Consider the following 26,881-nt stretch of genomic DNA (forward strand, 5'->3'; position numbering starts at 1 on the left):
ACGGTGGTTTTTCCAAAATGCCTCATCATTCCCCATAATTCGACAACAATCTCAAACAGTTGAGTCGCGTCGGCCAGTTCGGTACACTGAGTGTGTTTCGTACTTAAGTAACCGACTTAGTCACAAAGGGAGAGATTCAGATGAAGTATGTACTGCGTGTTTTGTACGGTGCCGGCCTGTTGTTTGCCGGAATCGGTCATTTTCGAAATGAAAAGGGGTTCGTTAAGATTATGCCCGCTTTCATCCCGTTCAAACGTTTTTTCGTCCAGGTGACGGGTGTGATCGAAATCCTGTACGGCTTGATGCTGCTGTCCGGACGTGGTGTTGACCTCGTCCGGAAGACATTACCGGCATTTTTATATGCCGTCTTACCGGCAAATATCAATATGGCGGTCAATCCGAAACCGGTTAACGGGAAAACATTGCCGGCTTGGGGACTATGGGGCCGTTTGCCGTTGCAGTGGGTCTTGATTGCGTTTGCTAAACGTTTGAAATAAGGACTGCATTAAATTGTCAGGACAAAACAAAAGGGTGACCGGAAAGCAATCAGTTGCTTTTCCGGTTACCCTTTTCATTATTCAATTAAAAACGTTTTTCGACGGCGAGGATGGCTGCGTTGGCAATGTCTTCGTATGTCGAATCGTTCGGATGGAACTGGTCGCTTGAAAGATCACGTTTGACGTCACGGACGAGATTAAACGTATCGATGATTTCGATATCGTATTTCAGACCGAGTGTCCGTGATTTCGCATTCCATTCCTGGACGATGGCGTCAAACGCCTGTCCATTTTCACTGGCGCGGAACGGATTGTAGAGTCCGACGTAAAAGATGACGGCATCCGGATTTTCTTTACGCAGGATCTTGAATGTCTTGGCGAGGTTGGTTTGAGCCGTTGCAATCGTGGCGGCTGTCTTCTTCGCATTGAAGTTTGCGACACCTTCACCGCGGTTGAATAAATCGTTTCCGCCAATCGTCACCGAGATGACTTTTGCTTGGGACAACGTGCGGCGGACTTCCTTTTGTTTCAACTGTTTTAAGAGATCTTCCGTCCGGGCACCGCTGACGGCGAGATTTTGGAAACGTTCAACGCGGTCCTTTTTGACAAGCTCGCGACCGACGATGGCGGCGTAACTGTTTCCGTTCGAGGCACCGACGCCGCGTGTCAGGGAATCACCGAGCGCGACATAAGTTCCGCCTTTTTTGACCAGTTCTTCCTTGGTCGGCGTCAAGACGGCCCGTTTCGGGGGATTGACGACATCGTTATAGGCACTGGCAAAGCCGTACCCGAAGACTGCCGTTAAAATAAGAGAAACTATTAAAAAAAGTGGCCAAAGATATCGTTTCATGAACCGTTCCTCCTTTTGCTGTTACTATGATTGTAGCAAACCTTTTTGGAATGTGCGGTTTTGAAGTGTTCCAATAAGGTAAATCATTCATTATTCCGCTAGAATGGATACTAAGAGGTGAGAGACGTGAAACCAACCGTAAAATTAGAATCAGTCACAAAAGTCATTGGAAAGAAAACGATCATCGATAATATTTCATTTGAAATCTTCCCCGGTGAAGTGTTCGGATTCCTCGGACCCAATGGTGCCGGAAAGACGACGACGATCCGTATGCTCGTCGGATTAATCAAACCGACATCCGGTAATATCACGGTCTGCGACTTTGATGTCCGGAAACAGTTTGTTCAAGCGATGCAACGAATCGGCTCGATCGTTGAAAATCCCGAACTGTATAAATATCTGACGGGGCGTGAAAATTTACAAGTCTTCTCACGGATGCTGCCGAATGTCGACGATGCCCGGATCCAGGAAGTCATTGACCTGGTCGATTTGACGGCACGCGTTGACGATCAAGTCCGGACCTATTCGCTCGGGATGCGTCAGCGTCTCGGGATTGCCCAAGCGTTGCTCGGACGGCCCGATGTCCTGATACTGGACGAACCGACAAACGGACTCGATCCGATGGGAATCCGTGATTTACGTCAATTCATCCGGAAACTGGTCGATGAGACCGGTTTGTCGGTCCTCGTGTCGAGTCATATCCTGGCGGAAATCGAGATGCTGGCGGATCGTGTCGCCATCATGAGTTACGGAAAAATCGTGCAGGTCGGAACGGTCAAGGAACTGGTCGAATCGCTTGCACCGGGAGTCGACTGGCGTGTCGATGACGCGTTTAAAGCAAACGAGATCCTGTCCGCGTCGCCTGACGTTCAGGTCTCGGAAATCGTGGATGCCAACACGGTCCATACCCTGATGGATGCAAGCAAGACACCATCCTTGAATAAACAGCTGTTCGAAGCGGGTGTCGAAGTATGGACGATCGAACGGAAAGTCCAGACGCTCGAAGATCTCTTCATTACATTGACAGGAGGAGATCATATTGCGTAATCCGAACATGCTCGGTTTGATTCAAAACGAAGTCATGAAGATTGCTTCGAAAAAACGTTTTGCCGTCGTTGCCATCATCTTAGTGGTCCTCGTCTCGATGTTCACGTATGCGCAGTACCGTGACATCCAGGAACAGATCAAGAAACAGGGAACGCTCGATTGGCGGGTCGAGTTGCAACAGGATATCGTCGATACTCAAAACCGTCTGGCTTCGAGCAGTATCCAGGACGAATTTCGCCAGTTTTTAGAATTTGATTTAAAGCAAAATCAATATTATCTCGATAACGACATCAATCCGAATTATCCGGGGGCGCCGACCTTCATCCGGATCTTCTTCTCTCAAGGATTGACGTTAATCCTGCCGCTCTTCATCATCGTCATCATGGCGGATATCGTCAGCGGGGAGCAGAATGACGGAACAATCAAGACGTTGCTGTCCCGTCCTGTAAGGCGCTGGAAGATCCTGATGGCGAAATGGTTGACGGTCCTGCTCTATACGTCGATGCTGATGGCGTTGACTGCCGCCGTCTGTTATGCGATTTCCGGTATCGTCCTCGGATATGACGGCTGGACCGCACCAATCCTAACCGGGTTCCAGGCGTCGCCGAGCGGAACGTTCTCGACCGAATTCGTGCATACGATACCGATGTGGGAGTATCTGCTGATGGCGATTGGTCTCGCCTGGATCGTCACGGCTGTGGTCGCGACGATTGCCTTAATGGTGTCCGTGCTTGTCAAAAACACGGCAACCGGTATCGGTATAATGATGGCTGTCCTGATTTCCGGAACTTTGCTGACAACGCTTGGTTCAAGCTGGACGAGTTCAAAATATCTCGTCAACGTCAACTTTGGTTTAATCAACTACCTCGACGGACAAGCACCGCCGATCGAAGGAATGACGTTACCGTTTTCGCTCGCCGTTCTGCTCTGCTGGACGATCGTCGCGTTGGTTGTCGCATTCTGGAATTTCACACAGAAAGATATGTACTGATACGTACAGTCCAAACAAAAAAAGTCCCTTCTCCGTAATGGAAAAGGGACTTTTTGCAGATGTCGGGCATCTGCATGGAATCAAGAGGGGAATCCCTCTGAAAAGAAGCCGATGCAGGTCAGCTTCTGCGCTATGTAACAATCGTACTTTTATCATAGCGATTCCAGTAATTGGTGTCAAACCTGTTTGAAAGGGTTTACGAAGTCCCGGTTTTGTCAAAAGGTATTTAAAGACAACGAGGAGGTGCCGAAATGGCTGATTGGGGAATTATGCTAACAGGTTTAGTCATTTGTGGATGGTGTGTATTTAGTGCGGTATACGATGACTTCATCCGCCGTGTGTAACAGAACTCATTGAACCGTCTTCTTTTATGAGAAGACGGTTTTTTTGTCGTGTCTGCGACTTGTACGGATATGATACACTGACTACAAAAATGTATGAACTAGGAATGGTGATGTCATTGAGTAAACAGCCCGTCATTGTCATCGTTGGACCGACCGCTGTCGGAAAAACGAAGACAGGAATTGAATTAGCAAAAAAATTAAACGGTGAAATCATTTCCGGTGATTCCGTTCAGGTCTATAAACAGATGGATATCGGATCCGCCAAAGTGACACAGGAAGAGATGGAAGGAATCCCGCACCATCTGCTTGATCTCGTCGATCCGGATGACGAGATGAGCGTCGCGCGTTTTCAAACGCTGGCCCGGACAGCAATCGATGAGATTGCCGCCAAAGGCAAGCTGCCGATCATCGTCGGCGGAACCGGACTCTATATCCGGGCGATTCTGTATGATTATCAATTTACCGTCCAGGCGGAAAATAAAGTCTTGCGCGAGGAACTGGAACAGTTCGCCCAAGCGGAAGGAGCAACGGCTCTGCATGACCGTCTGCGCCAGCTGGATGCCAAACGGGCGGACGAAATTCACCCGAACAATATTCAACGGGTCGTCCGGGCGATTGAAGTCGCGATGAGCGGACAGACGCAAGTCTCCGGCAGTGAACCGAGTTTGTATGACAGTCTGTTGTTCGTCTTACATATGGAAGACCGGGAACAGCTGTACGACCGGATTGATCAGCGGGTCGACTTAATGATTGAACAGGGATTGGTTGCGGAAGTCGATCGATTGGTTGCAGCCGGCTATCGGGACACGAAAGCGATGCAGGCAATCGGCTATAAGGAAATCGTTCCGGTTCTCGAAGGGGCACCGCTCGAACCGGCTGTCGAGCAGCTGAAACGGAACACCCGTCGTTTCGCCAAACGGCAACTGACGTGGTTCCGCCATCAATTTGACGGAAATTGGATTGAAATGGGAAGGCTTTCATTTGAAGAAAACTTCAAAATTATCTATGATAGAACAGTAGGGTTTCTGAAAGCGGTTAAATCGGAGTAGCCTGAAAGAAAAACAGATAAAAATAGAGGGGGCACGGGGGCTTATGAAGGCAACGTACAACATTCAAGACTATTTCTTAAATCAATTACGAAAAGATTCGGTTCCGACGACAGTGTTTTTAATCAGCGGGTATCAGTTACGGGGATTGATCAAGTCGTTTGACAACTTCACCGTCATTTTAGAATCGGAAGGCAAACAGCAATTGATTTACAAACACGCCATCTCGACGTTCGCACCGGCACGTAATGTGACGTTGTATGAACAGGAAACGGAAACGGAAGAAGTCACGCGTTAAAAAAAGACGGCCGGGGGGCCGCCTACTTGTTGGAGCAACGCCATGGCGTTGCTCCTTTTTTGTTATAACAAACCCTTCAGTTCGTCGAACGCTTCCGCATAACGCCGGAGTGAAACCTCTTTATAAAGACACGTCTTCGTCAGCCGTTCCTCTTTCGTCAGTTCTTCGAGATACGTACCGAGAATGAAACTGTTCCGCAGCATCGACGGCGTAATGATCCGTTTATTGTCCGACCGTTCGTTTAACTGCCGCATCATCTTCGTGATCATGACGATCGACAATTGTTTCGGAGCATTTTTACTGTATACCCAGCGGAAGGTCATCCGTGAGAAATCAAAGGCGACGAAAAACGGGTCGGTCGAGTGGTACCGCGGACGGACCGGTTCCGGGATCGTCTTTAAATAACCAAGCATCAAATCCTGGTCGTCCCGTTCGAGGTGGAGCAGGTAGGCATTCCCAAGCCGGTCGTGAACCGTCATCTCGCGTTGCGCAAAATTCAAATCCTGCATCTTCAGACCGATGATGTGGTGGACGCGGAGACCGTAGCGGTAAAAGAGCCGTAAAATCAGTTCGTTCCGGTCGATCAGATACGGCCGCGCAACGAGCTGGTGGTCCGTCAAGCCCCGGTCGGACCGGTTCGTCCGGATCAGTTGCTCGTATTCGGCCAGTGACGCGATATGCTGCGGCGTCAGTTCGTGGGTCGGTTGGGCATATTCGATCAGCTTCGATTTCGTCTGCCGGATCTGGTAATTGATTTGGTTGAGGACAGTGACAATTCGGGCGACCGTTGCCTGTTGATACAATTTTTCTTCGATCAAATACTCATTAATGAACGTTTTCCAGGTTTCGAGCGGAATCGCTTTGAAATCCTCGATCGTCTCGAGCGGCTGATCCACTTCGGTCATATAACGGTGAATTTCAATCAGATCGTACCGGTAACGCCGGATCGTCGAGTCCTGTCTGCCGCTTGCGCTGAGGAAAAACAGATACCGTTCGATGAATTCCGGCAAAGTGTAGTCAAGCCGTTCGCGTGCCATAACAGACCTCCTGTTTGAGATACTTTTCTTTATCATAAACCGAACGGATGTTTCCTGTCCAAAAATGTTCAGACAAGAGGTCCATGTGGTATGATTAGGGGCGCAGAAGGTTTGTTATTTTGAAAGGAATGATTATATGTCAGAACGCGTCATCGTCGTCGGTTGTCAGCTCCCCGGTGTACCGGATCATATTTATGAAGAATCGGTCGCGGAGCTCGAAGCACTCGTTACGACCGCGCACGCCGTCGTCGTGGGACGACTCGATCAAAAGCGTCAATCGATCGACCGCCGTACGTTTATCGGAAAAGGGAAGGTCGAGGAACTGGTCGCATTAGCACAGGAACTCGAACCGGATTTGATTATTTTTAATGCCGAAGTCACGCCGGGTCAGATGAAAAATATCCGGATTGCTCTCGAAGATCCGGAATCGATCAAACTGATTGACCGGACACAATTGATTCTCGATATCTTTGCCGGTCGTGCCCAGTCCCGGGAAGGGAAACTGCAAGTCGAACTCGCTCAGATGAGTTACCTGTTGCCGCGCTTGAGCGGGCAGGGAACCCAATTGTCACGTCTTGGAGGCGGAATCGGGACACGTGGTCCCGGGGAATCGAAACTTGAGACCGACCGCCGGCATATCCGCCGCCGTGTCGACGAAATCAAGAAACAGTTGGAAACGTCCGTTGCCCACCGTGCCCGTTACCGGGAACGTCGGAAAGAAAACCAGACGTTCCAAATCGCACTCGTCGGATACACAAACGCCGGGAAATCAACGATTTTCAACCGGTTGACCAATGCCGACACGTATGAAAAAAACGAATTATTTGCGACGCTCGATCCGTTGACGCGTCAGCTCGACCTGCCGGAAGGCGGACAGATTCTGTTGACGGATACCGTCGGGTTCATTCAGGATCTGCCGACGAAATTGATTGCGGCGTTCCGGTCGACACTCGAAGAAGTGCTCGAGGCGGATCTGATTCTTCACGTCATCGATGCCTCAAGCGAACATTATCTGAATCAGATGCAGACGACGAATGATGTCCTCGATGAACTCGGTGCCGGAGACATCCCGCAACTCGAGGTCTTCAATAAAAAAGACCAGTTAACGCATTTATTCAGCGGTGGAAAACTGTTGATTTCGGCTCTTGATCCGGCAGACATCGATCGTTTGACCGTCGAAATCGAAAAAGCGATCAGTGACATTCTCGAGTATCTCGAGATCCGGATTCCGGTCCATGCGTTTGCGCATTACAATCCGGCGAAGGAAGTCATGATGAATTTAACAGAACAATATGAAGAGGACGGATCCGTGACCTTAAAAGGCTATTTGCGTAAGGATACGCGGCTGTACTCGACATTGAAACAATACGAGGTGTAAGCATGTTTACAGAGTTAACGCATTATGAAACGATCCGTCCGTTCGTCGAGCAGGCGGAAGAAAAAATCGCGCCGGGAATCCGTAAGGCGCAACAAATTGCGGAACAGAACCAGTTTCGTGTCCTGAACGCTTTCCGGGAACATAAAGTGAGTGACTTTCACTTCATGCCATCGACCGGTTACGGTTACAACGATGAAGGGCGCGACAATCTCGAGCGGATTTACGCGTCGGTCTTCGGTGCGGAAGCCGGACTGTGCCGGGCACAGATCATCAGCGGGACGCATGCAATCGGGATTGCGTTGTTCGGTTTATTGCTGCCGGGCGATGAATTGCTGTATATCACCGGTAAACCGTACGATACGTTAGAGGAAATCGTCGGCATCCGCGGTGACGGACGCGGCTCCCTGAAAGAGCTTGGTGTCACCTATGACGTCGTCGAGATGAAACAGGCTGAAACGATTGATCTTGAAGCGGTCCTCGCCCGGATCACGGACAAGACAAAAGTCGTCGGTATTCAGCGTTCGAAAGGCTATGTGACCCGCCGGAGCTTACCGGTTACTGAGATCGGCGAAGCGATTGCCGCGATCAAAGAACAACATCCGCACGTGATTGTGTTCGTCGACAACTGTTACGGGGAATTCGTCGAAACGATCGAACCGACTCATGTTGGAGCGGATCTGATGGCCGGATCACTGATTAAAAATCCGGGCGGCGGTCTTGCGAAAACAGGCGGGTATCTCGTCGGACGCCGCGATTTGATTGAACGGGCATCGTTCCGGATGACGACACCTGGAATCGGTGCCGAGGCCGGTCCGTCACTTTATTCGCTGCAGGACATGTACCAGGGGTTCTTCATGGCTCCGCATACGGTCAGTCAGGCGCTGATGGGGGCGATGTTTACTTCAAGCATGATGGAACAGTTCGGATTCGATACGGCACCGCATTATGCGGCGGAACGGACGGACTTGATTCAATCGGTCTCCTTCCATGCCCCGGAACCGATGATTGCTTTTTGTCAGGCGATTCAAGCGGCCTCTCCGGTCAATGCGCAAGCTTTGCCGATTCCGGACTATATGCCGGGATACGCCGATGATGTCATCATGGCTGCCGGAACCTTCATCCAAGGATCGTCAATCGAATTATCGGCAGACGGTCCGATCCGGGCACCGTATACAGCGTACGTTCAAGGCGGATTGACCTACAGTCACGTCAAAATCGCGATTGTTTCGGCTGTCAATCAACTGATGGAACAACAATTGATTCAACCACAACAGGTTTAAAAAAATAGCTTGATGTGAAAAGACCTCTGTTACGCAGGACGTCTGACTTGTAAGAAAGTCATGTTAACTTTCCTTACATCTCTTGACAACTTACCTTACAGAGGTTTATTCTCATGAAGTAAGGAAAAAGGAGGAACGAAATGGCAGACTTATCACGACAGTCCAAGCCACTATTCCCCATCGGAGTCGTTCAAGAGTTGACCGCGTTATCTGCCCGACAAATCCGATATTACGAAGAACAAGGATTGATCAAGCCGGAGCGGACAGAGACGAAACGTCGCCTCTATTCGTTCAACGATGTCGATCGCTTGTTGTCGATCAAGGAATATCTGGACCAGGGATTAAATATCGCAGGGATCAAAATGATTTTTGATAATGATCTTGTCAAACGGGAACGAGTTGCGGAGAAGGTCGTTACGGCCCGTCCGGAATTATCGGATGGCGAATTGTATAAACTCCTGAAAAACGAATTGCAGGAAGCAGGGCGACATGGAAAAACGTCACTCATTCAAGGTGAGCTCGGACGATTTTTCAAGTAAGCACCTGTTACCATATAAAAAAGAGCCGGAGAGGGGATTTGTCACATGACACGTCGCAACATTACACGAGAAGACATTATGAAAATCGCTAAAGCTGAGGATGTACGTTTTATTCGTTTACAGTTCACAGATATCCTCGGTACAATCAAGAACGTTGAAATTCCAGTCAGCCAATTGGAAAAAGCACTTGATAACAAAATGATGTTCGATGGTTCGTCAATCGAAGGATTCGTCCGCATTGAAGAATCAGATATGTATCTCTTCCCAGACCTCAACACATGGGTCGTATTCCCATGGACAGAAGACGGAACGGGTAAAGTCGCACGTCTCATCTGTGACATCTACAATCCAGATGGCACACCGTTTGCTGGAGATCCGCGTGGTCAACTCAAACGTGTACTTAAAGAAATGGAAGAACTTGGCTTCACTTCATTCAACGTCGGTCCAGAACCGGAATTCTTCTTGTTCAAGAAGGATGCGAACGGCCGTCCGACACTTGAACTGAATGATCAAGGTGGTTACTTCGACCTCGCACCAGTCGATCTCGGTGAAAACTGCCGTAAGGAAATCGTCATCGAGCTTGAAAACATGGGCTTTGAAATCGAAGCATCTCACCACGAAGTCGCACCGGGACAACACGAAATCGACTTCAAATACGCTGATGCGATCACAACGGCGGATAACATCCAAACGTTTAAGCTCGTTGTTAAGACGATTGCAGCAAAACATAACTTACACGCGACATTCATGCCAAAACCGCTTTACGGCGTTAACGGTTCAGGAATGCACGCCAATATGTCGCTCTTTAAAGGCAACGAAAACGTCTTCTTTGACGAAGAGAACAGCAATATGCAATTGTCTGATGATGCCCGTGCCTTCACGGCAGGTATCCTGAAGCACGCGCGTGCCTTCACAGCTGTCTGTAACCCGACAGTCAACTCGTACAAACGTCTTGTGCCTGGTTATGAAGCACCTTGCTACGTCGCATGGTCAGCCCGTAACCGTTCACCACTCGTTCGTGTACCGGCAGCCCGCGGTCTCTCAACACGGATCGAAGTCCGTTCAGTCGACCCGGCAGCTAACCCGTACTTGGCACTTGCGACATTGCTCGCTTCAGGTCTTGACGGAATCAAAAATAATCTCCAAGCACCGGCTCCGATCGACCGTAACATCTACGTGATGGACAAACCGGAACGTGTGGCAAACGGCATTGACGATCTTCCGTCAACACTCAGCCACGCACTCGAAGTACTGAAAGCGGATGACGTCGTCATGCACGCACTCGGCGAGCACATCGCAGAGCACTTCGTTGAACTGAAAGAAATCGAATGGGATATGTTCCGGACGCAAGTCACGGAATGGGAACGCGATCAGTACATGGTCTTGTTCTAATCTCTTGAAACGTCCGAACTTGGTTCGGGCGTTTTTTTGTAGAGGAATCGGAAGCAGAAACAGCGAACTCTGTAGCAAGGAGGCGCTTCAAATGAAAAAGGCGTATGAAGGGAAAGACATCATTGTTTATTTTGATGCAGAAGTGTGTGCATTCCGGTCATTGTGTCAAGAGTCTGCCGACCGTCTTTGATGTTAAAAAACGTCCATGGATCGAAGCGGACGGTGCACCAGTCGAAGATGTCATGCGGGTCGTCGACGGCTGTCCGAGCGGTGCCTTATCATATGAACGGAGGGAAGCCTGATGGAATTGAAACGAGCGGATCAAAAGATTGAAGCTTATCAGGAGGGGCAAGCTGTCGGGGAAATCACATACAGTGATACGAAAGGCGGCAAGTGGATCATTGATCATACGTATGTCGACCCGAATCACCGGAATCAACAAATCGGCGAACAACTGGTCAAAGCCATTGTCGAGTGGGCACGGGAAGAACAGGTCAAACTATTGCCGCTCTGTCCGTTTGCGAAAAAAGAGTTTGAGCAGACGCCGGACTATGCAGATGTATCGGCGTAACTGAGAAATAATGTAATAAAAAAAAGACGAGAAATAACAGAACAACACCCGTTTTTTCTCGTCTTTTTTAGGAAGAAGGAGCAATTCTCATTGGAAAAACCGAAGCAATGCCATCGACAGGACACCGGTGATGACGGTGTAGGAAAGACTTTTACTGCTGACGGCGACAAGGACGGTCGGAATGGATGCTGTGAGGTGGAGAAGCGACAACGTTGGATAACCTCCGCTTTGTGCCACTAATAAATTTTGAAAGAATAACGCACTTAACAAACAAACCGGGATAAACGACAACCAATCGGTCAGCAGGCGGGGTAACGTCAGACCATGCATCAACAAAAACGGCAATATCCGCGGAATCAACGTCACGAGACCGCAGGCAGCAAAAAGGACGAATAGTTCTAAGCGGATTTCCATCGTGAGATTACAACTCCTATACTGGCAGCTATCATCGTCGCGAATAAAACGGCGAGTTCCGGTGACAGATAGCGCATTGATATGTACAACAACAGGAAAACAAGGACGAGCAACAGACCATTTAGAGCGATGCGGGACCGCTCACTTTCAAACTGCAGGTACAATAACCCGATGAACATCGCTGTTAAAGCAAAATCCAGTCCGAATCGTTCCGGATCCGGGAACCAACTGCCAACGAGTGCTCCAAGGACGGTCGAGGCAATCCAGCTCAGATAAGCGGTTATGTTCAATCCATGCATGAATGGTGCATCAAGCGGCCGTTTTAAGGAAGTATTCATGGCGACGGCAAATGACTCATCCGTTAAGAGAGCGCCGATTCCAAACCGGTCTAAATGATGCCGGCTTTTAACACGCGGTGCGAGCGTCATACTCATCAGTAAATGACGGGAGTTGACGATGAATGTCGTCAAGATGATGGCAGAGAACGGACTGTTTAACAGCAACAGACTGGTGATGATGAACTGGGCCGCTCCGGCGTAAATCAGAAGAGACATCAGACCGATTTCAAGCGGACTGAGTCCGGCGGCGCGTCCGACGATGCCGGCAGAAAATCCGATGCCGAGATAACCGAGGACGGTCGGCAGACAGGCTTTGATACCTGCTTGAAACGAAGCGTTCATAGAAGGGGACTCCTCTCGTGATGATGTGTTATCAGCATAGCATCATCAAAACGGATTGGAAATGAACTGGTCAATATTTTCATATGTTTCCTTGACATAAGTCGTCTCGATTTGTGGTAAAGAGTAAGTGGTACGGCAAAATTCGTTAGACAAGGGAGCGTTCAAGATGGATAAATTAATGCAAGATGCGAATCGGTTTGTCTCGGATATGGTCGATGGTCTCGTTTTAGCACATCCCGATCTTTACGCAAAAGTCGACGGAGTCAATGTCATCAAACGAAAAGAACCGTTAAACGGAAAAGTGGCCCTCGTATCCGGTGGGGGAAGCGGGCATGAGCCGGCCCATGCCGGATTTATTGGGGACGGTATGCTCGCAGCCGCTGTCTGTGGCGAAGTCTTTACTTCTCCGACACCGGATATGGTGCTTGAGGGAATCAAGGCAGCAGACGGGGGAAAAGGGGTTCTGCTCGTCGTTAAAAACTATTCCGGGGATGTCATGAACTTTGATATGGCGAAAGAGTTGGCCGAACTCGAAGACATCAAAGTCGAGACGGTCATCGTCCGGGATGATATCGCCATTAAAAAAGAAGAAGACCGTCGCGGTGTCGCAGGAACGATTTTTGTCCATAAAATCGCCGGTGCTGCGGCAGCAGAAGGCAAATCACTTGCTGAAGTCAAAGCAGTCGCTGAGAAAGTCATTGCCGGCGTCCGGTCAATCGGAATGGCATTGTCACCTTGTTATATGCCGGAAAGCGGTAAACCCGGTTTTGATTTGCACGAGGATGAGATGGAAATCGGAATCGGGATTCACGGTGAAAAAGGTCTGGAGCGGAAACCGATTGCTTCCGTCGAAGCCATCGTGACGGAATTACTCGATCGATTGACAGCGGAAGTAACCGATAAAAAAGTAGCGGTCATGGTCAACGGAATGGGCGGAACGCCTGAATCGGAATTGTACATCACCTATAAATATGTCGCGGAACAATTGCAGGCAAAAGGATACGAGATCGTTCGTCCGTTCGTCGGCAACTATATGACATCACTCGAAATGCACGGTTTCTCAATTACGCTGCTTCCGGTTGACGATGAACTGGTCGGCTACTTGGATGCCAAAACGAACGCAATCGGATTCTAATTAAAAGAGGGTGAGATAGATGAAGTTATCGACTGAAGAATTCCGCAAAGCATTGCTTAAAGCGGCTGCCGAGCTCGAACAACATAAAGATGAATTGACGGATCTTGACCGGGAAATCGGTGACGGCGACCACGGCATCAATATGTCGCGCGGTTTCCAGGCTGTACAAAAAGAACTTGAGGCGCAAGAAGAGTATGAAGATTTAGGTGCCTTGTCAAAACAAGTCGGAATGACCTTGATTAAAACCGTCGGTGGTGCATCGGGTCCGCTTTACGGGACAGCATTCGTTAAATTTGCCGGAGCGTTTAAAGGGAAAACAGAAGTCGAAGGACAGGAACTCGCGGCAGCCTTCAAAGAAGCGACGGATGGGATCAAAATGCGCGGGAAATCAGAGTTTGGACAAAAAACGATGGTCGATATTTGGACACCGTTTTATGAAGCGCTGGAACAAGAGAGTGATTTGAACGCAACACTCGATCAAGCATTGGCAGATACAAAAGAGCGTGTGGCGACAAAAGGACGGGCTTCTTATTTTGGGGATGCAACAGTTGGTGTCCAGGATCCCGGCGCATTATCAAGTTCACTGTTATTACGTTCGATTGTGGAGGTCTTGTCATGATTAATTTGATTTTAGTCTCCCATAGTGAAAAGCTTGCGACCGGACTAAAGGAACTATTGGCTGAAATGGCTCCGGATACACCGATTTTACTTGCCGCAGGGCTGGCGGATGGCAGTATCGGAACCGATGCGTCCCGAATTGAAGAGACGATGAATGAGTTGAACGATGACGGCTTAATTTTGACGGATATCGGATCGGCGACGATGAACGCGGAACTGGCCTTAGAATTATACAGTGGGGACCGGAACGTTCAGTTCGTCGAAGCACCGCTGGTAGAGGGCGCTTTTTTGGCAGCGGTCTTAAGTGGTCAATCAAAATCGCTGGATGATATCGTAACAGGCATCAAAGCAGAATTTTCGTAAGACAAGTGGTCTGATCTAACAGGTTCGTTTCCGAAGAGGAAGCGAACCTGTTTTTTTAGGGAAAACAAAAAAACTGGTATTCCGCGAAGGAATACCAGTAAAGAAATCAGGCGTTGACTTCTTTTTTGTTTGGTTTAAACGCCATGGTTGCTTCGACCGCTTTTTGCCATCCGGCATAACGCTGTTCGCGATCGTCTTCTTTCATTTCTGGTTTAAACTGATGGTTCAGTTTCCATTGTTGTTTGATTTCTGCTTTGTCTTTCCAGTAACCGACTGCGAGACCGGCGAGATAGGCAGCACCGAGAGCTGTTGTCTCATTGATTTCCGGACGGTCAACCGGTACACCTAAGATATCCGACTGGAACTGCATCAAGAAGTCGTTTGAAACCGCACCACCGTCAACGCGCAACGTTTTCAATTCGATTCCTGAATCTTTTTCCATCGCCGTCAAGACATCACGTGTCTGGTAAGCAAGGGATTCAAGAGTCGCACGGACGAAATGTTCTTTCTCCGTTCCGCGTGTTAAGCCGAAGATTGCGCCGCGAACGTCACTATCCCAGTACGGGGCACCGAGTCCGACGAAGGCAGGAACGACGTAAACGCCTTCTGTCGAATCGACTTTCAAGGCATAGCCTTCTGAGTCTTTCGCATTTTTCAACATCCGTAAACCGTCACGTAACCACTGAATCGCTGATCCGGCAACGAAAATCGATCCTTCGAGTGCATATTCGACTTTTCCGTCGACACCCCAGGCGATTGTCGTCAGCAGACCGTGGTCAGACGAAACGGCTTTTTCACCAGTGTTCATGAGCATGAAGCAACCTGTACCATACGTGTTCTTTCCTTCACCCGGTTCGAAACATGTTTGACCAAAGAGGGCTGCTTGCTGGTCACCGGCGATTCCGGCAATCGGAACTTCAAAACCGAAGAAATGATACGGAACTGTGTTGTCATACACTTCACTTGATTGACGGACTTCCGGTAACATTGATTTTGGAACTGTCAGGATTTCAAGTAACTCATCATCCCATTTTTGTTCGTAAATGTTGTACATCAATGTCCGGGAGGCGTTTGTATAGTCTGTGATATGCGTTTTTCCGCCAGACAGCTTCCAGACGAGCCATGTGTCGATTGTTCCGAAGAGAAGTTCTCCGTTTTCTGCCTGCTCCCGTGCGCCTTCGACGTTATCCAAAATCCACTTCACTTTTGTCCCTGAGAAGTAGGCGTCAATCAGAAGACCTGTTTTATCACGGAATGTTTGGTTCAGACCCTGTGCATTCAGCTCATCACAGATACCGGATGTTTGACGGGATTGCCAGACAAGCGCGTGATAGACAGGTTTACCTGTTTCTTTGTTCCAGACGACCGTCGTCTCACGTTGGTTCGTAATTCCGATACTTGCGATTTGGCTCGGTTTGATATCAGCCGTTCCGAGAGAATCCGCCATGACAGCGAGGATTGATCCCCAAATTTCATTGGCATCATGCTCGACCCAGCCCGGTTGCGGGAAGTATTGTTTGAATTCACGTTGCGCAGAGTTCACGATTTGACCATCGTGGTCAAAAATAATGGCGCGTGAGCTTGTTGTTCCTTGGTCGAGTGCTAAGATGTACTTGTTTTCCATGCTGAAATCCCCCTTGAGATGTAGGTGTCAAACAAAATCAGTTTTGCAGCAGTTGATACAGCAAGACGGCTACTCCACCACCGATGATTGGACCAACGATTGGAATCCACGAGTAACTCCAGTCAGATGAACCTTTTCCTTTAATCGGTAAGATAGCGTGTGCAATCCGTGGACCAAGGTCACGGGCTGGATTGATGGCATACCCTGTTGTACCACCGAGCGAGAGACCGATGACGACGACAAGAAGACCGACGATGAATGGTTTCAGTCCGTCACCAAATGTTGTCAGACCAAATGACAGAATTCCGAATACCAGGACAAACGTCCCGATGATCTCTGAAATCAGATTTGACGGTGTATGGCGAATCGCCGGACCTGTTGCGAATACACCCAGTTTTGCTGCTTGATCATCAGTCGCTTCAAAGTGTTTCATATAATGAAGCCAAACGAGTACTGCACCGATGAATGCTCCGATTAATTGACCGGCGATATAGACAGGTACGTCTGCCCACGGTAAATCGGAATTCATGGCAAGCGCCAATGTCAATGCAGGATTGAGATGCGCACCACTCGAGGCAGCAATGTATGCTCCCGTCATGACGGCGAGACCCCAAGCGAATGTAATGACAATCCAGCCGCCGTTCTCAGATTTCGTCTTTCTCAAGACAACCCCTGCAACGACTCCGTCCCCGAGCAAAATCAGAATCATTGTTCCAATCAGCTCACTTGTAAAGTTACTCATGCAAAAACCCTCCCTTTGGATTAAAGCAAATAATGGCCTTTCCATTTAAACCTACATCTAATTGAGAACGTTTTCAATACAATTAATTCAAATCTTCGAATTAAAATTTCCTTAATTTATGTTTAAAAAAATGAATAATGGATATTAAAAAAATCCTTTGCTCATTTTTACAATGAACAAAGGATTTTTAACGACGCTTTTTTCGCTTCTTTTTGGTGCGGAAGAAGCTGCTGGAGTGATCAAGAACGATATGTATCGTACTGGCGACCATAACGCCGATGATAAAAGCAGGCATGGACGCAAACCAGGAATCGACCGTACTTGATTCGACAAGTTTCAGATACAGCGCCAAAAATAAAAGCGGAATCAGAAAAGCGGCGCTGTACATCAGACGAATGAGATCGCCGATGATCAAACCATGCGACCAGATGGAGCGGTGGGGCATGATTTTGACATACGGCATCCAAAGGACCCGTAAAGGACCGTGCCGGTAGTAAGGTTCGGACTTCAAGTCGAGGTCTGGTGAAAGCCAAAGGGTGCCGACGGCGATGCCGACAGCGGTTGGAAGCCAATCCGTCTGCTGAGTTGCGACCGAATACGCAACATAGCCGGTTAAAGCAACGGTATTGACAGTATCGTGTACATTTCCAGAAGGCATGAAAAAAGACCAGCTGAGCTGGTCCCTCGCTTAGTGGATCGTCCGATATACGCCGATGACCTTGCCAAGAATCGAGACGTTATCGAAATACATCGGGTCCATCGAATCATTTTCTGGTTGGAGACGTACTTGTTGATCTTCTAAGAAGAACCGTTTGACGGTCGCTTCGCTATCTTCGGTCATAGCCACGACGATTTCACCATTCTCTGCTGTGTTTTGCTGACGAACGATGACCCGGTCACCGTCTAGAATGCCTGCGTTAATCATCGACTCACCGTCAATCGTCAACATGAAAACATTTTCGTTCCCGACGTAATGGGCAGGAAGCGGGAAATGTTCTTCGATATTTTCGATGGCTGTGATGGGAAAACCGGCCGTTACTTTCCCGATGACAGGGATGTGTACGATGGCTTCATGATCTTCTTCAGGTTTATCAAGCAATATCTCAATCGCACGTGGTTTTGTTGGGTCACGGCGAATCAGTCTGCGTTTTTCTAGACGATCCAAATGACCGTGTACCGTTGAGCTTGAAGCAAGACCAACAGCCTCACCGATTTCACGAACTGAAGGTGGATACCCTTTCAGTTTCACTTGAGCAACGATGTAGTCAAGGATTTCTTGTTGTCGTTTCGACATTTTCCGCATATGAATTGCCACCTCTTTCCGGATTGGTTTTTGAAGGTTATAGGAATACATGTTTCTAAAATCACTATAACATAGAACAAATGAGCGTACAAACAATTGTTCGACATTTTATATTGACCGAACACTGGTTCCTGGTTTAAGATGAGTTATGCGAACAATTGTTCCGCGAACGTTTATTCTAAAACATTTTAAATTGGAGGGATTCATCATGATGCATTCAATCCGTACCCATGCCTTTTCCATTGTTTTTTATACGCTCAGCTTTGCCTTCATTCTTTTTCTCTTAACACCTCGCCCGGATGAAAAGGTTGAACAGCTGTTAACAACTTCCGTTACAGTAGACCAGAACGCGACCGTCGAACAGGTGGCGGAAGTATACAACGACGGTTCAATGACGGACCAAGAATATGTCGAATGGTTGATTGAGAATAATGAATTAAAGACGACACATGTCATTTCGAAAAACAAAATCGTTGTACCAATCGCGCAACAATGACAAACTGTAAAAGTTGTCAATGAACGAACAGGGGTGTGAAGTACGATGAAAGTAGTAATCTACTGTCGCGTCTCGACGGAAAAAGAAGCACAGGATAGCTCGCTTGAGCGGCAAAGATCAGAACTGTCGGGACTCGCTGCAACAAAAGGATTTGAAGTCGTGGAGATCATCACGGAAAAAGAAAGTGGTTACGACGTTGACCGGGAAGGGATGTTATCCGTTCTTGATTACGTCACACGTCAAGCGGTGGACGCCGTTCTTGTGACGGATGATACGCGGATCGGACGCGGGAATGCCAAAATCGCCATTTTACATACGTTCCAAAAACATCAGGTTCAACTGATGACGATGGAATCGGATGGCGAGTATAAACTGGCGGACGCCGAAGCGATGGTGCTTGAGATCGTATCGCTCGTCGAAGAGTATCAACGGAAACTGCATAATGCGAAGATTGCCCGCGGGATGCGGCGAGCTGTTGAAAACGGCTTCCGTCCCGAACAAAATCTCAATCGGCAAGGCGAGAACGCCGGACGGAGCCGAAAAGAAGTTCCAATCGAAGAAATCGTCCGGTTACGTGAGTTAGGACTGACATTTGCCGACATCGCGGTGACATTAAGAGGGATGGGACACGACATTTCGAAAGCGACCGTCAACCGGCGTTATCTGGAATATAAAGAAGTTATCAGTACGTACGAATAAGGAAGTAAGTTTGATGCGTCAGTGGCGCATCAAACTTGCTTTTTTTTAGTGGGTCTTTTACAGTAAGGTTACTATTGAAAACTTATATTTGAGTCAACAGAAAGAGGGATATCATGTTATCACAAGAACAATTAGACCGGATTAATGAACTGGCAAATAAATCAAAAGTCGAACCGCTGACAGATGCGGAAACGGCGGAACAAAAAGAATTACGGACGGCCTACCTGGAAGCATTCCGCGGTTCGTTTAAAAATCAGATGATGGGCATTAAGATCGTCGATGAAGAAGGAACGGACGTAACACCTGAGAAATTGAAGCAGGCACAAGAAGAAGAACGGAACAAACAATAAGGACAAAAGCTATGTCACTCAATGGGATGAGTGGCGTAGCTTTTTTTGATGAAAAGTTCGTAATGTGTATCATGAAAGTGGCAAGAAAACGGCAATAGATAGCGCATTCATTTTAATGTGACATACTATTTAGAAAAGTTGTATCACATTTGCGGGTATGCTAAAATGAGAAGGAATTTGTGAAAAAGAGAGAGGATGATTGTTTTGACGAACATGACAACAGTAGAATTATTAGCAGTAAATACGATTCGTACCTTATCAATTGATGCAGTACAAAAAGCGAACTCGGGTCACCCGGGAATGCCGATGGGTGCAGCACCGATGGCATTTACATTATGGGCGGATCATATGAACCACAACCCTAAAAATCCAGAATGGTTCAACCGTGACCGTTTTGTACTTTCAGCAGGACACGGTTCAATGCTTCTCTACTCACTCCTCCATTTATCAGGATACGATCTCGCGATGGATGACTTGAAGTCATTCCGTCAATGGAACTCAAAAACACCGGGTCACCCGGAATACCGTCACACAGCAGGTGTCGATGCGACGACTGGTCCACTCGGGCAAGGCATCGCGATGGCTGTCGGTATGGCGATGGCAGAGCGTCACCTCGAAGCGAAATACAACCGTGACGACTTAAATGTCGTCGATCACTTCACATACGGGATTTGCGGAGACGGTGATTTAATGGAAGGTGTTTCAGCAGAAGCGGCTTCACTCGCAGGACATTTAGGTCTTGGTAAACTCGTCGTTCTGTATGATTCAAACGATATCTCGCTTGACGGTGACCTTGATAAATCGTTCTCGGAAAACGTTCAACAACGTTTTGAAGCGTATAACTGGCAAGTCATCCGTGTCGAAGACGGAACAGATCTCGATTCGATTTCAAAAGCAATCGAAGCAGCGAAAGCGGAAACAACAAAACCGACATTGATCGAAGTCAAAACGGTCATTGGATTCGGTTCGCCAAACAAATCAGGGAAATCAGCTTCACACGGTGCACCACTCGGCGACGCGGAAATCAAGTTGACGAAAGCAAGCTACGTTTGGGATCACGAAGAGTTCTATGTGCCGGACGAAGTCAAAGACTTGTTCGAAGAGCGCATCGAAAAACGTGGTGCTGATACAGAAGCAGCATGGACAGAAAAAATGGAACAATACAAAGCGGCACATCCGGAATTGCACGCTGAGCTTGTTCAAGCAATCAACAACGAATTGCCAAGCAACTGGGAAGCTGACCTTCCGACTTACGATCTGACATCGAAAAAAGCAACACGTCAGACAAGTGGTGAAGTTCTCAATGCCATCGCGAAAAACGTCCCGACAATCTTCGGTGGATCAGCTGACTTGGCAGGATCAAACAACACGATGCTCAAAGGCGAAGCTGACTTTGACATCGATCCGAGCGGCCGTAACATCTGGTTTGGTGTCCGTGAGTTCGCCATGGCAGCAGCTGTCAACGGTATGGCGTTACACGGTGGTGTCATTCCTTATGGTGCGACATTCTTCGTCTTCTCGGATTACCTCCGTCCTGCAGTCCGTTTAGCAGCATTGATGGGTATCCAGTCAATCTTCGTCCTGACACATGACTCGATTGCAGTCGGTGAAGATGGTCCGACACACGAGCCGGTTGAACACTTGATGAGCTTCCGTGCGATGCCGAACCTGACAGTTTACCGTCCGGCAGATGGAAAAGAAACGATTGCCGCATGGAAAACAGCCGTTCAATCAACAAACAAACCGACACTTCTCGTCATGACACGTCAAGGATTACCTGAACTTGAAGGTACGACGGTCGAAGGCGCTGAAAAAGGCGGATATGTCATCGCGGGTGACATTGAAAAAGCGGATACAATCTTAATGGGAACAGGTTCTGAAGTGCACTTGCTCGTCGAAGCACAAAAAGAACTCGGCGAAACGGCAGCTGTCGTCTCACTTCCATCATGGGAATTGTTTGAAGCGCAATCAGCTGAATACAAAGAATCGGTCTTGCCAAAACGCATCACGAAGCGTCTTGCAATTGAAGCCGGAGCTTCGCTCGGTTGGTATAAATATGTAGGAACAGAAGGTCAAGTCATCGGAATCGATCGCTTCGGTGCTTCTGCTCCTGGAGATCTTCTGTTAAAAGAGTACGGCATGTCTGTCGAAAATGTCTTAAATACAGTCAAGCAACTCGGTTAATGAAGAAAGGTGCGCAAACGCGCGCACCTTTTTTTTGCATTATCTATGCAAAGGCTTTAAATTATAGTATAGTAAAAAGCGACGTTTGAAGTTAGAGGAGGAAGCAACTTGGCTACATGGATTTGGATTTTAATTGCCCTTCTTTGCTTGGTAGCTGGTGTCGCCCTTGGTTTCTATATCGCTCGCCGATACATGATGAACTATTTGGAGCAAAACCCACCAATCAACGAAGATATGATTAAGACATTGATGATGCAAATGGGTCAAAAGCCATCACAAAAGAAAGTCAACCAAGTGATGCGTTCAATGAGTGGTTCAATGAAATCACCGAAAAAATAATGACTTGTAAAAGGAGACCAATTTGGTCTCCTTTTGTTTGCTATTTTTTAGGAAGATGGCTAATCTGAAATGTGAGACTATTAGAAATACTCAATCGAATTTAAAAAGGGGGGACTTGTATGGGAGTCTTCAGGAAACTGAGTTGGTTTTTCCGACTCGAATGGAAAGCATACAGTTTAGGGATCATTGCTTTAATTTTTGTTGCCGGACTGGAACTGATTCCGCCGAAAGTGATCGGCTCGACGGTCAACGGACTGAGCGAAGGCAGTTTGACGAAAAATGATTTGTGGAAACTAGTTGGCACACTGGTGTTGATCGGGGTATCGACCTATGTGATTCGTTATTTTTGGCGGTTCTTCATCTTCGGTGCATCAATCCGGCTCGGGCGGTTGTTACGAAGTCAGTTATACGGTCATTTTTCTGACTTGGATCAATCGTTTTATAAAAAGTACCGTAGCGGGGATTTAATGGCTCATGCGACAAACGATGTGCAAGCGGTTTCGATGACGGCTGGAGCCGGTATTTTGACACTCGTCGATTCCGTGACGATGGGGAGTTTTGTCATCATCACGATGATTACGACAATCAGTTGGAAGCTGACGCTTGTTTCCCTGTTACCGATGCCGTTGATGGTGTATTTGACATCACGTTACGGCAAGATGCTGCACTCGCGGTTTCATGATGCACAAGAAGCCTTTTCCGATTTAAATGATAAAGTCGCAGAAAGCGTCAGCGGGGTCCGGGTCTTAAAAGCCACCGGGGAAGTCGAGTCGGATGTCGGTACGTTTACATCGCTGTCAGACGATGTCGTACAAAAAAACCGCCGGGTCGCAAAAATCGATGCCTTATTTGATCCGACGATTTTCGGATTGGTCGGTTTGTCTTATATCATTGCCGTTGGATACGGCGCCTATTTATTGCAGCAAGGCGAAATTCGGATTGGGGACATCGTATCTTTCACTACATACCTGGGTTTATTGACGTGGCCGATGCTCGCGTTCGGCTGGTTGTTTAATATCGTTGAACGGGGACGTGCCTCGTACGACCGGATCGAACGGATGCTTGCGATCGAGCCGGAAATCAAGGATGCGAAAGAAGCGGCGACGACGGTTGCATCCGCTGATTTACAAGTCGCGATTGATCGGTTTGTATATGAGACACAACCTGTGCTCGAAAATATCCATGTGACATTGACACCCGGTCGGACACTTGGAATCGTCGGTCGGACCGGTGCCGGGAAATCGACATTCGTCCGCCTGTTATCACGCGAATACGATGCCAAATACGGTTCGATTGCGATTGGCGGACAAGACGTCAAACAATTGACGCGGGAAACGGTCCGCAAGCAGGTCGCCATCGTACCGCAGGATCATTTCCTGTTCTCTGCTTCGATTTCCGATAATATTGCCTTTGCCAAACCGGATGCTTCGATGGAAGAAATCATGGAAGCCGCACGGATTGCTGCCGTACATGAGGATATTCTCGGCTTTACGGAAGGGTACGCGACGATGGTCGGGGAGCGCGGCGTCACGTTATCCGGCGGTCAAAAGCAGCGGATTTCGATTGCCCGGGCATTGCTTGCAGATTGTCCGATTCTGGTACTCGATGATGCGTTGTCGGCGGTTGACGCGAAGACGGAAGAAGCGATCATCGAACATTTCCGGACAGCGGATAATGAACAGTCGCAAATCATCGTTGCCCACCGTCTGTCAGCCGTTTCGCATACGGATGAAATCATCGTTCTCGATGCGGGACGAATCATTGAACGGGGAACACACGACGAATTGCTTGCGCGGAACGGTTGGTATAAAGAAACATACGACCGCCAGCAACTGGAATCACTCGTCGAACAGGGAGGTGGAACGCTTGAATCATGATATTAATGAAAAAGCGGTCTTGCGACGATTGCTTGGCTTCGTCAAACCGTTTAAAAAACAGGTGTTAGTCGCCTTCTTACTGTTACTGGTGACGACCGGAGCAAAGCTCGGGGGACCTTATCTCGTCAAAATCTTTATCGATAATTATGTGGCCGTCGGGAACTATCCGGTCCAGGAAGTTGCGTTATTGTTTGGTGTCTACTTGCTGTTGCATACGACCGGTATCGTCGTCGATTATTTGCAGGCATTTGAGTTCCAAAAAATTGCCCTGAAAGTCATTCAACGGCTCCGGATTGATGTGTTCCGTCACGTCATGCATCTTCGGCTCGGTTACTTCGACCGGACACCGGCCGGAGTGCTCGTTTCACGGATTACGAATGATACGGAAGCAATCAAAGAGCTGTACATCGGCGTTTTGTCGACATTCGTCCAAAGCGGGGTCCAATTGATTGGAACGTATATCTTCCTGTATCTGCTTGAACCGCGCCTGGCGACGATTGCGTTAGTCTTATTGCCGCTGTTTTATTTCATCATCTGGATTTACCGTCGTTACTCGACGAAATACTATGCAGAAGTCCGGGATTTATTATCGAAGATTAACGGACAATTAAATGAGTCGATCAACGGAATGGCCATCATCCAACAATTTCGGCAGGAAAAACGGCTGATGGCGGAGTTCGAAGAAACGAACATCGCCCATCAAAACGGCCGTTACAAGAACCTGAAACTTGACAGTTGGCTGTTGCGTCCGATCATTGAACTGATGCTTGCACTGACGATTGCGTCCCTGATTACGTACTTCGGTGTCCTGTCCTTTTCGCAAACGGTGCAAGTCGGGGTCGTCTATGCTTTTATCAGTTACATGGAACGGATTTTTCAACCGGTCCAGCAAATCATGCAACGCTTGTCTGAATTCCAACAGGCTATCGTTTCGGCGGACCGGGTCTTTAAAGTGCTCGATACGGATGAGCCGGAACCCGCGAAGACGATTGCAGGTGATGCTGACATCACAGAAGGACATATCATCTTTGATAACGTCCGCTTCAGTTACGACGGGGAAAAGGAAGTCTTAAAAGGGATTTCGTTTGAAGCGAAAAAAGGGCAGACGGTTGCCCTGGTCGGTCAGACCGGCAGCGGAAAAAGTTCAATCATCAATATTTTGATGCGCTTTTATTCCTATCAGTCGGGTCGGATCCTGATTGATGGACAGCCGCTCGAACAATTGCCGGAAGACGAATTGCGGCGTCATGTCGGACTGGTCTTACAGGATTCATTCCTGTTTACAGGCAGTGTCGCCGATAACATCCGGTTGTTTGATCCGTCCATTCCATTCAAAAAAGTGGAGGAAGCGGCTCGCTTTGTTCAAGCAGACGGGTTCATCAATCAGCTCGACGAACAATATGACAGTCCGGTTGCGGAGCGGGGAGCTACCTTCTCTGCCGGAGAACGTCAACTCGTTTCGTTTGCCCGGACGATGGCACGTGACCCGAAAGTCTTGATTCTCGACGAAGCGACAAGTTCAATCGATACGGAAACGGAAGAAAAAGTGCAGGTCGCCTTAAAACGGATGCGGCAGGGACGAACAACGATTGCGATTGCCCACCGGTTGTCGACAATCCAGGATGCGGATCTGATTTTAGTCCTGCATCAAGGGGAAGTCGTCGAACAAGGGAACCATCAGACACTGATTGAAAAGAACGGATTATATAAAAAGATGTATGAACTGCAATCCGGTCACGTTTCGTCGGTATCATAAGACACAAAAAAGCCTGCCAGGCGATCTCGCCCGGCAGGTTGTTTGTGTTTAAAATTAGTAGACAGTTACAGTGACGTTTTGACGTCCCCAGTTGAGTGCTTCTTGTTGTGAACCAACGAGAAGGTCAAGTTTGTTACCTTGGATTGCGCCGCCACGGTCAAGTACGATGGCTTCACCGATACCTGAGATGTGCATGCGTGTACCAATTGGGTATTGAGCTGATGCTGCAACGATACGCATACCATTGTACGTGATCGTATTTGTGACATCATAACCGCTAGCAGTCAATGCACGGCCATTGTATAGGCGGCTACCATTGTTTGATGGATCAGTTGTGTACGCAGAAACATTCATTGTTACTTTCGTACCTGATTTAGCTGCTGTAGTTTGTTTTGTTGCTACAGCTGGTTTAGCTGCTGCTTTTGGAGCTGCTTTCGCAACTGGTGCTGCCGGTTTAGCTGCTGGAGCTTTGACCGCTGGTGCTTTTGCTGTTGAACCTGCTAAAGTTGTATAAGCGCTGTGTACGTAACGAGTTTTTCCGTCGATTGTTGTTTTAATCCAAGCACCGACTTTGCTTTCTACGTTAACGGATTGACCTTTATACAAGTTGCCCACGTCTTTAGAGTTTGTAGTAGGTTGCGTACGAACGTTTAGTACTGCCGTAGTGACTGTAGCTTTTTTAAAGTCGAATGAAGAACCGGCTGAAGTGTAAGCGCCGTGTACATAACGTTTTTGGCCATTGATGTTTGTTTGAATCCATGCGCCAGAACGTCCCTCGACATTTAATTTTTGACCTTTATATACGTTACCTACGTCTGCTGATGCTGTTGTAGGCGCTGTGCGTACATTTAATACCGCTGTATTTACTGTTACCGTCTCTGAGGCAGCCTCTGTCTCTTGGGCGAATCCTACTGATAGAGCCGTTGCTGCAAGACCTGCAGCGAAAACTGCTTTTTTCATTATTGATGTCCTCCTGACATATGCTGTGTTTACTGTTCCTACTTTACACGGCAATTCAGGGTTGTGCGTTT

Annotated in this window: 30 protein-coding genes; 21 read left to right on the forward strand and 9 right to left on the reverse strand. The window is 48.1% G+C overall.

The window, feature by feature from the left end; genetic code table 11:
• Positions 1–140: 140 nt before the first annotated feature.
• Positions 141–497: a DoxX family protein gene (locus ABIC15_RS06455; protein ID WP_012369976.1), complete on the forward strand. Its 357-nt coding sequence runs from the start codon at positions 141–143 to the stop codon at positions 495–497.
• 85 nt (positions 498–582) lie between these two features.
• On the opposite strand, the gene ABIC15_RS06460 is transcribed toward ABIC15_RS06455, so the two are convergent.
• Entirely contained in the window at positions 583–1,347 is a 765-nt protein-coding gene (locus ABIC15_RS06460; RefSeq protein WP_354020115.1) for an SGNH/GDSL hydrolase family protein, read from the reverse strand.
• 126 nt (positions 1,348–1,473) lie between these two features.
• On the opposite strand from ABIC15_RS06460, the gene ABIC15_RS06465 reads away from it, so the two are divergent.
• The 4 genes from ABIC15_RS06465 (at position 1,474) to hfq (ending at position 5,073) form a co-directional block, all read left to right on the forward strand.
• Positions 1,474–2,394 (forward strand): ABC transporter ATP-binding protein, encoded by a 921-nt coding sequence (locus tag ABIC15_RS06465; protein WP_012369978.1) that lies wholly within the window; start codon positions 1,474–1,476, stop codon positions 2,392–2,394.
• Positions 2,387–3,385, forward strand: coding sequence for an ABC transporter permease (locus ABIC15_RS06470; RefSeq protein ID WP_354020117.1), 999 nt, complete (start codon positions 2,387–2,389; stop codon positions 3,383–3,385). Before ABIC15_RS06465 ends, ABIC15_RS06470 begins: the two co-directional genes overlap by 8 nt.
• A gap of 454 nt (positions 3,386–3,839) precedes the next feature.
• Positions 3,840–4,778: a tRNA (adenosine(37)-N6)-dimethylallyltransferase MiaA gene (miaA, locus tag ABIC15_RS06475; RefSeq protein ID WP_012369980.1), complete on the forward strand. Its 939-nt coding sequence runs from the start codon at positions 3,840–3,842 to the stop codon at positions 4,776–4,778.
• 43 nt (positions 4,779–4,821) lie between these two features.
• Positions 4,822–5,073, forward strand: a complete 252-nt coding sequence (gene hfq / locus ABIC15_RS06480) for an RNA chaperone Hfq (protein ID WP_012369981.1) — start codon at positions 4,822–4,824, stop codon at positions 5,071–5,073.
• Positions 5,074–5,135: 62 nt separating this feature from the next.
• Here the strand turns inward: hfq and ABIC15_RS06485 are convergent, their stop codons facing one another.
• Complete coding sequence (locus ABIC15_RS06485) at positions 5,136–6,110, reverse strand: tyrosine-type recombinase/integrase (protein ID WP_012369982.1); 975 nt, start codon at positions 6,108–6,110, stop codon at positions 5,136–5,138.
• Positions 6,111–6,246: 136 nt separating this feature from the next.
• Between ABIC15_RS06485 and hflX the strand changes: the two genes are divergently transcribed.
• The 6 genes from hflX (at position 6,247) to ABIC15_RS06515 (ending at position 11,270) form a co-directional block, all read left to right on the forward strand.
• Entirely contained in the window at positions 6,247–7,488 is a 1,242-nt protein-coding gene (hflX, locus tag ABIC15_RS06490; protein ID WP_012369983.1) for a GTPase HflX, read from the forward strand.
• A gap of 2 nt (positions 7,489–7,490) precedes the next feature.
• Entirely contained in the window at positions 7,491–8,768 is a 1,278-nt protein-coding gene (locus tag ABIC15_RS06495) for a methionine gamma-lyase family protein (RefSeq protein ID WP_012369984.1), read from the forward strand.
• A 140-nt stretch (positions 8,769–8,908) separates the two neighbouring features.
• On the forward strand, positions 8,909–9,307 hold the full coding sequence (locus ABIC15_RS06500; RefSeq protein ID WP_012369985.1) for a MerR family transcriptional regulator: 399 nt from the start codon (positions 8,909–8,911) through the stop codon (positions 9,305–9,307).
• A gap of 45 nt (positions 9,308–9,352) precedes the next feature.
• The gene (glnA, locus tag ABIC15_RS06505) at positions 9,353–10,699 is read left to right on the forward strand and encodes a type I glutamate--ammonia ligase (protein WP_012369986.1); all 1,347 of its coding nucleotides are present in this window, start codon (positions 9,353–9,355) and stop codon (positions 10,697–10,699) included.
• 104 nt (positions 10,700–10,803) lie between these two features.
• Positions 10,804–11,001 carry a (4Fe-4S)-binding protein gene (locus tag ABIC15_RS06510; RefSeq protein ID WP_354020121.1) on the forward strand — a complete coding sequence of 66 codons (198 nt, stop codon included), beginning with the start codon at positions 10,804–10,806 and terminating at the stop codon, positions 10,999–11,001.
• Positions 11,001–11,270 carry a GNAT family N-acetyltransferase gene (locus ABIC15_RS06515; protein WP_012369987.1) on the forward strand — a complete coding sequence of 90 codons (270 nt, stop codon included), beginning with the start codon at positions 11,001–11,003 and terminating at the stop codon, positions 11,268–11,270. Before ABIC15_RS06510 ends, ABIC15_RS06515 begins: the two co-directional genes overlap by 1 nt.
• Before the next feature lie 87 nt (positions 11,271–11,357).
• On the opposite strand, the gene ABIC15_RS06520 is transcribed toward ABIC15_RS06515, so the two are convergent.
• Together ABIC15_RS06520 and ABIC15_RS06525 are read right to left on the reverse strand one after the other, a co-directional pair.
• The gene (locus ABIC15_RS06520) at positions 11,358–11,684 is read right to left on the reverse strand and encodes an AzlD domain-containing protein (protein ID WP_012369988.1); all 327 of its coding nucleotides are present in this window, start codon (positions 11,682–11,684) and stop codon (positions 11,358–11,360) included.
• On the reverse strand, positions 11,669–12,364 hold the full coding sequence (locus ABIC15_RS06525; RefSeq protein ID WP_012369989.1) for an AzlC family ABC transporter permease: 696 nt from the start codon (positions 12,362–12,364) through the stop codon (positions 11,669–11,671). The genes ABIC15_RS06520 and ABIC15_RS06525 overlap by 16 nt, the downstream gene beginning before the upstream one ends.
• A gap of 166 nt (positions 12,365–12,530) precedes the next feature.
• Here ABIC15_RS06525 and dhaK point away from each other — a divergent pair, with 166 nt between their 5' ends.
• From dhaK to dhaM, 3 genes are read left to right on the forward strand one after another with little or no spacing between them, the layout of a single operon-like run.
• Positions 12,531–13,499 (forward strand): dihydroxyacetone kinase subunit DhaK, encoded by a 969-nt coding sequence (gene dhaK / locus ABIC15_RS06530; protein WP_354020123.1) that lies wholly within the window; start codon positions 12,531–12,533, stop codon positions 13,497–13,499.
• Between the two features lie 19 nt (positions 13,500–13,518).
• Positions 13,519–14,118 carry a dihydroxyacetone kinase subunit DhaL gene (dhaL, locus tag ABIC15_RS06535; RefSeq protein WP_012369991.1) on the forward strand — a complete coding sequence of 200 codons (600 nt, stop codon included), beginning with the start codon at positions 13,519–13,521 and terminating at the stop codon, positions 14,116–14,118.
• The gene (dhaM, locus tag ABIC15_RS06540; RefSeq protein WP_012369992.1) at positions 14,115–14,480 is read left to right on the forward strand and encodes a dihydroxyacetone kinase phosphoryl donor subunit DhaM; all 366 of its coding nucleotides are present in this window, start codon (positions 14,115–14,117) and stop codon (positions 14,478–14,480) included. Before dhaL ends, dhaM begins: the two co-directional genes overlap by 4 nt.
• Before the next feature lie 106 nt (positions 14,481–14,586).
• Here dhaM and glpK read toward each other — a convergent pair whose 3' ends face one another.
• The 4 genes from glpK to lexA all read right to left on the reverse strand — a co-directional run bounded on the left by glpK (position 14,587) and on the right by lexA (position 18,149).
• Positions 14,587–16,104: a glycerol kinase GlpK gene (gene glpK / locus ABIC15_RS06545; RefSeq protein WP_012369993.1), complete on the reverse strand. Its 1,518-nt coding sequence runs from the start codon at positions 16,102–16,104 to the stop codon at positions 14,587–14,589.
• Positions 16,105–16,141: 37 nt separating this feature from the next.
• The gene (locus ABIC15_RS06550) at positions 16,142–16,846 is read right to left on the reverse strand and encodes an MIP/aquaporin family protein (protein WP_012369994.1); all 705 of its coding nucleotides are present in this window, start codon (positions 16,844–16,846) and stop codon (positions 16,142–16,144) included.
• 187 nt (positions 16,847–17,033) lie between these two features.
• A complete protein-coding gene (locus tag ABIC15_RS06555; protein ID WP_012369995.1) occupies positions 17,034–17,504 on the reverse strand; it encodes a metal-binding protein in 471 nt (156 codons plus the stop codon).
• A gap of 30 nt (positions 17,505–17,534) precedes the next feature.
• Positions 17,535–18,149 carry a transcriptional repressor LexA gene (gene lexA / locus ABIC15_RS06560; RefSeq protein ID WP_354020126.1) on the reverse strand — a complete coding sequence of 205 codons (615 nt, stop codon included), beginning with the start codon at positions 18,147–18,149 and terminating at the stop codon, positions 17,535–17,537.
• Between the two features lie 208 nt (positions 18,150–18,357).
• Between lexA and yneA the strand changes: the two genes are divergently transcribed.
• The 7 genes from yneA to ABIC15_RS06595 all read left to right on the forward strand — a co-directional run bounded on the left by yneA (position 18,358) and on the right by ABIC15_RS06595 (position 25,850).
• On the forward strand, positions 18,358–18,645 hold the full coding sequence (yneA, locus tag ABIC15_RS06565; protein ID WP_318930255.1) for a cell division suppressor protein YneA: 288 nt from the start codon (positions 18,358–18,360) through the stop codon (positions 18,643–18,645).
• 45 nt (positions 18,646–18,690) lie between these two features.
• A complete protein-coding gene (locus tag ABIC15_RS06570) occupies positions 18,691–19,344 on the forward strand; it encodes a YneB family resolvase-like protein (protein WP_354020128.1) in 654 nt (217 codons plus the stop codon).
• Between the two features lie 113 nt (positions 19,345–19,457).
• Entirely contained in the window at positions 19,458–19,694 is a 237-nt protein-coding gene (locus ABIC15_RS06575; protein WP_012369999.1) for a DUF896 domain-containing protein, read from the forward strand.
• A gap of 213 nt (positions 19,695–19,907) precedes the next feature.
• Positions 19,908–21,878: a transketolase gene (gene tkt, locus ABIC15_RS06580; RefSeq protein ID WP_234944583.1), complete on the forward strand. Its 1,971-nt coding sequence runs from the start codon at positions 19,908–19,910 to the stop codon at positions 21,876–21,878.
• 108 nt (positions 21,879–21,986) lie between these two features.
• The gene (locus tag ABIC15_RS06585) at positions 21,987–22,217 is read left to right on the forward strand and encodes a YneF family protein (protein WP_012370001.1); all 231 of its coding nucleotides are present in this window, start codon (positions 21,987–21,989) and stop codon (positions 22,215–22,217) included.
• A 119-nt stretch (positions 22,218–22,336) separates the two neighbouring features.
• Positions 22,337–24,094, forward strand: coding sequence for an ABC transporter transmembrane domain-containing protein (locus tag ABIC15_RS06590; protein ID WP_354020130.1), 1,758 nt, complete (start codon positions 22,337–22,339; stop codon positions 24,092–24,094).
• Positions 24,084–25,850, forward strand: coding sequence for an ABC transporter ATP-binding protein (locus ABIC15_RS06595; RefSeq protein WP_012370003.1), 1,767 nt, complete (start codon positions 24,084–24,086; stop codon positions 25,848–25,850). The genes ABIC15_RS06590 and ABIC15_RS06595 overlap by 11 nt, the downstream gene beginning before the upstream one ends.
• 54 nt (positions 25,851–25,904) lie before the next feature.
• Here ABIC15_RS06595 and ABIC15_RS06600 read toward each other — a convergent pair whose 3' ends face one another.
• Positions 25,905–26,810, reverse strand: coding sequence for an SH3 domain-containing protein (locus tag ABIC15_RS06600; protein WP_354020132.1), 906 nt, complete (start codon positions 26,808–26,810; stop codon positions 25,905–25,907).
• Positions 26,811–26,881: the final 71 nt, after the last annotated feature.

Origin of the sequence: Exiguobacterium sp. PvP048 (assembly GCF_040549175.1) — a bacterium.
Lineage (GTDB): Bacteria > Bacillota > Bacilli > Exiguobacteriales > Exiguobacteriaceae > Exiguobacterium_A > Exiguobacterium_A artemiae.